The organism is Ramlibacter sp., assembly GCF_035706265.1.
Lineage (GTDB): Bacteria > Pseudomonadota > Gammaproteobacteria > Burkholderiales > Burkholderiaceae_C > Ramlibacter.
The window spans coordinates 1-4,466 of the sequence record NZ_DASSVG010000471.1 but is presented as its reverse complement, the minus strand read 5'-3'; the positions used below and the strand labels follow the sequence as shown (position 1 = coordinate 4,466).

The following is a 4,466-nucleotide window of genomic DNA, read 5'->3' as shown; positions in this document are numbered from 1 at the left end:
GGCCAGCGCGCCGCGGTCGATGCAGGTGTTGGCGCCGATCTCCACGTCGTCGCCGATGCGCACGGCACCGAGCTGCTCGATCTTCTCCCAGGCGCCCTGGTGCGGCGCGAAGCCGAAGCCGTCGGCGCCGATCACCACCCCGGCGTGCAGGATGCAGCGCGCGCCGACCGAGCAGTCCTCACCCACGTAGACGCGGGCCTTGAGCACCGTGCCGGCGCCGATGCGCGCCCCGCGTTCCACCACGCAGTGCGGCCCGATGCGCGCGCCCTCGCCGATCCGGGCGTCGTCGGCGATCACGGCGCTGGGGTGGATCGCCACGCTTTCCGGCCGCGCATGCGTGCGCTTCCACAATTGCGTGACGCGGGCGAAATAGAGATAAGGATCGTCGGCAACGATGCAGGCGCCGCGCGCCAGCGCCTGCTCGCGCAGGGCCGGCGCCACGATCACGCAGCCGGCGCGCGAGGCCTCGAGCTGCTGCCGGTACTTCGGGTTGCTGAGGAAGCTCAGTTGCGAGGGCTGCGCCGATTCGAGCGGCGCCAGGCCCTCGATGCGCAGCGCGGCGTCGCCGTGCAGCTCGCCGCCGAGCGCCGCGATGATCTCGCCAAGTTGCAGCGCCACGGCCGGAACGCGGGAATCAGCGCGAGGCGTTGAGCGCCTTGATCACCTTGTCGGTGATGTCGTGCTTGGGGTTGATGTAGACGGCCTCCTGCAGGATCAGGTCGTACTTCTCCTGCTCGGCGACCTGGCGCACGACGCGGTTGGCGCGATCGAGCACCTGCTGCAGTTCCTCGTTCTTGCGCGCGTTCAGGTCCTCCTGGAATTCGCGCCGCTTGCGCTGGAATTCGCGGTCCTGGTCGATCAGGGCCTTCTGCCGCTGGCCGCGCTGCTGCTCGGTGAGGGTGGGCGCCTCGCGCTCGAACTTCTCCGACGCCGCCTTGAGGGCGTTGCCCAGGTCGTTGAGTTCCTTCTCGCGCTTCGCGAACTCCTGTTCCAGCTTGGCCTGGGCCGCCTTGGCGGAATTGGCCTCGCGGAAGATCCGGTCGGTGTTGACGAAGCCCACGCGGAAATCCTCCGCCTGCACCTGGGCCCCGAGGGCCAGGGCGCCCAGCAGGAACACCACGCAGTGACGCACGAAATACTTCATCAGAAGGACGTTCCGATCTGGAATTGCAATCTCTGGATTCTATCGCCAGCCTGCTTGCGCACCGGTTGGGCTATCGCGATGCGCAGGGGCCCGATCGGCGACAGCCAGGACAGGCCGAAACCGACCGAAGCGCGCAGGTCGCCGAAGCGCACCTGCTCGTTCTCGCCGAACACGTTGCCGGCGTCGGCAAAGCCGAACAGGCGCAACGTGCGGTCGTTGCCGGCGCCCGGGAAGGGCGTGATGAGTTCGGCGTTGAGGGTGATCTTGCGCGCGCCGCCGATGGAGGCGCCGGTCACGTCGCGCGGGCCCAGGGTGCCCTGCTGGAAGCCGCGCACCGAGCCCAGGCCGCCCGAATAGAAGTTCTTGAACACCGGATAGGGCCGGCCGTTCAGGCCCTTGCCCCAGCCCAACTCGCCGTTGAAGGCGAAGGTATACAGGCGGCCGAGCGGCAGGTACTGCTGGAACTGGTAGTCGCCGCGCAGGTAGCGGGCGTCGCCGCCCACGCCCCATTCGCCGGCGAAGCGCTGGAAGCGGCCGCGGGTGGGCGTGAGGCTGCTGTCGCGGTCGTCGCGCGACCAGCCCACCGTCAGCGGGAAGGCGCTGCTGGTGAAGCCGAAGCGCTCGGCGTAATCGAGGTACACCGCCGGGATGTTGGTGCCGGGGCGGATCTGCGTGCGCTCGAAGCCGCCGCCGAAGAACACCGTGTCGACCTCCGAGAACGGCACGCCGAAGCGCAGGCCCGCGCCGGAGGTGACCAGCGAGTAGTTGCCGCCCTGCTCGTCGTACGGCCGCGAGGTGCGGTGGTACACGTCCACCGTGCGCGACACGCCGTTGGGCGTGAAGTACGGGTCCACCGAGGTGAGCGCGATGGTGCGGTTGAAGCGGCTGGTGTTGACCTCGGCGCTCAGGTAGTTGCCGGTGCCGAAGGCGTTTTCCTGCTTGACCGAGAACGACAGCGCCAGCTTTTCGGCGCTGGAGAAGCCGGCCCCCAGCTGCAGCGAGCCGGTGGGACGTTCCACCACCGTGACGTTCAGGTCCACCTGGTCGGGGGCGCCCGGCACGTCGCTGGTCTCGATGTTCACGTCCTTGAAGAAGCCCAGGCGGTCCACCCGGTCGCGCGAGAGCTTGATCTTCTCGGCGTCGTACCAGCTCGACTCGAACTGGCGGAACTCGCGCCGGATCACTTCGTCGCGGGTGCGGTTGTTGCCGGCGATGTTGATGCGGCGCACGTAGGCGCGCCGCGAGGGCTCCGCCACCAGCGTGAAGAACACGCGGTTGTTGGTGCGGTCGATCTCGGGGCGGGCCTCCACCTGGGCGAAGGCGTAGCCGAAGTTGCCGAAGTACTCGGTGAAGGCCTTGGTGGTCTCCGTCACCTGGTCGGCGTTGTACGGCTCGCCGGGGCGGATCTTCACCAGCGACTTGAATTCCTCTTCCTTGCCCAGGTAGTCGCCTTCCAGCTTCACGCCCGACACCACGTAGCGCTGGCCTTCCGTGATGTTGATCGTGATGCTGATGTCCTGCTTGTTGGGCGAGATCGCGACCTGGGTCGAATCGATGCGGAACTCGAGGAAGCCGCGCTGCAGGTAGTAGGAGCGCAGCGCTTCCAGGTCCGCGTTGAGCTTGGTGCGCGAATAGCGGTCCGACTTGGTGTACCAGGACAGCCAGCCGCCGGTGTCCAGGTCCATCAGGTCCAGCAGCTGCTTCTCGCCGAAGCTGCGGTTGCCGACGATGTGCATCTCCTTGATGCGGGTCGGCTCGCCCTCGGTCACCGTGAAGGTGAGGTTCACGCGGTTGCGCTCGATCGGCGTGACCGTGGTCACCACCTCGGCGCCGTAGAGGCTGCGGTTGATGTACTGGCGGCGCAGTTCCTGCTCGGCGCGGTCGGCCAAAGCCTGGTCGTAGGGGCGGCCCTCGGTCAGGCCGATCTCGCGCAGCGCCTTCTTCAGCGTGTCCTTGTCGAATTCCTTGGTGCCGACGAAATCCACCTCGTTGACCGTGGGGCGCTCCTCCACGATCACGATCAGCACGTCGCCCTGCACTTCCAGCCGCACGTCCTTGAACAGGCCCAATGCGAACAGGGCCCGGATCGCGGCCGAGCCCTTGTCGTCGTTGTACTGGTCGCCCACGCGGAAGGGCAGCGAACCGAACACGGTGCCGGGCTCCACCCGCTGCAGGCCTTCGACGCGGATGTCGCGCACGGTGAACGGCTCGACCGCCCAGGTGTTGGCCGCGAAGGCCAGCATGCAGACAGCCGAGACGGTACGCACGCGCAAGCGCTTGAATTGTTTCTTCATTGAATCAGGAAAGGGCGCCGGCGAATCCGCGGCGGGACCAGCGGCGGCTACAGCTACGTTGTTCTATCCAAAGAAGCGTGCGACGTCGTTGAACAGCGCAATCGACATCATCACCAGCAGCACCGCGACGCCGCCGCGCTGCAGGCGCTCCATCCAGGCTTCGGAGATGCTCCGCCCCGTGACGGCCTCCCAAAGATAATACATCAGGTGTCCACCGTCCAAGACGGGCAGCGGCAGCAGGTTCAGCACCCCCAGGCTGACGCTGATGAGGGCCAGGAACAGCAGGTATTGCGTGAGCCCGAGGCTGGCCGACTTGCCCGCGTAGTCGGCGATCGTGAGCGGCCCCGAGAGGTTCTTCACCGAGGCCTGGCCGATCACCATGCGGCCCATCATGCGCAGCGTGAGCGCCGAGACTTCCCAGGTCTTCTCCACGCCCTTCCACAGCCCTTCGACCGGGCCATGGCGCACCGTCACCATCGCGGGCGGCGCGCCGACGTAGGCGGCGATGCGGCCGAAACTGGCCGCACCTTCGCCGTTGACGACATCGGGCGTGACCTGCAGCTGCAGGCGCCGGCCGTGGCGCTCGACCTCCCAGGTGGAGGCGAGGCCGCGGCCCGCACGCACCTGGGCGCGGATCAGGTCGCGCAGCTGCTGCGCGTCGCCCACCGGCTGCTGGTTCACGCGCAGCACCACGTCGCCCTTGCGCAGTCCGGCGCGCTCGGCGGCGCCGCCGGCCATCACCTCGCCCAGCACCGGCGGGCTCCAGGGCGCGACGATGCCGACCTTGCGCAGCAGCTGGGCGTCGGCATCGCGGGCATCGAGCTGCGACAGCGGCAGCAGCACCTCGCTGCGGCCCCCCGAACCCTCGCGGCCCAGGGTGATGCGCAGGTCGCGGCCGTCCAGCGCGCCGCGGGTGAGCAGCCAGCGCAGTTCCTCGAAGGAGCGCACCGGCTCGACGGCATCGCCCTCCAGCGCCGCGCCCTGCACGTGCTCGCCGCCGCGCAGGCCGGCCTCGGCCGCGATGGAGC

4 protein-coding genes are annotated in these 4,466 nt (G+C 68.5%); all 4 read right to left on the bottom strand.

Going from position 1 to position 4,466, the window contains the following annotated elements; genetic code table 11:
• Positions 1-618 (bottom strand): UDP-3-O-(3-hydroxymyristoyl)glucosamine N-acyltransferase (locus tag VFM98_RS16925; RefSeq protein WP_325111070.1); only part of this gene is annotated, 618 nt, incomplete at its 3' end.
• A gap of 16 nt (positions 619-634) precedes the next feature.
• A complete protein-coding gene (locus tag VFM98_RS16920) occupies positions 635-1,144 on the bottom strand; it encodes an OmpH family outer membrane protein (RefSeq protein WP_325111069.1) in 510 nt (169 codons plus the stop codon).
• Positions 1,144-3,438, bottom strand: a complete 2,295-nt coding sequence (gene bamA / locus VFM98_RS16915; protein ID WP_325111068.1) for an outer membrane protein assembly factor BamA — start codon at positions 3,436-3,438, stop codon at positions 1,144-1,146. Before bamA ends, VFM98_RS16920 begins: the two co-directional genes overlap by 1 nt.
• A 63-nt stretch (positions 3,439-3,501) precedes the next feature.
• On the bottom strand, positions 3,502-4,466 hold a 965-nt coding region (gene rseP, locus VFM98_RS16910; RefSeq protein ID WP_325111067.1), incomplete at its 5' end, for an RIP metalloprotease RseP.

Bases quoted from the DNA above. Each gene is read 5' to 3' on its own strand.
- VFM98_RS16920 (WP_325111069.1), bottom strand. From the start codon at position 1,144: ATGAAGTATTTCGTGCGTCACTGCGTGGTGTTCCTGCTGGGCGCCCTG.
- bamA (WP_325111068.1), bottom strand. From the start codon at position 3,438: ATGAAGAAACAATTCAAGCGCTTGCGCGTGCGTACCGTCTCGGCTGTC.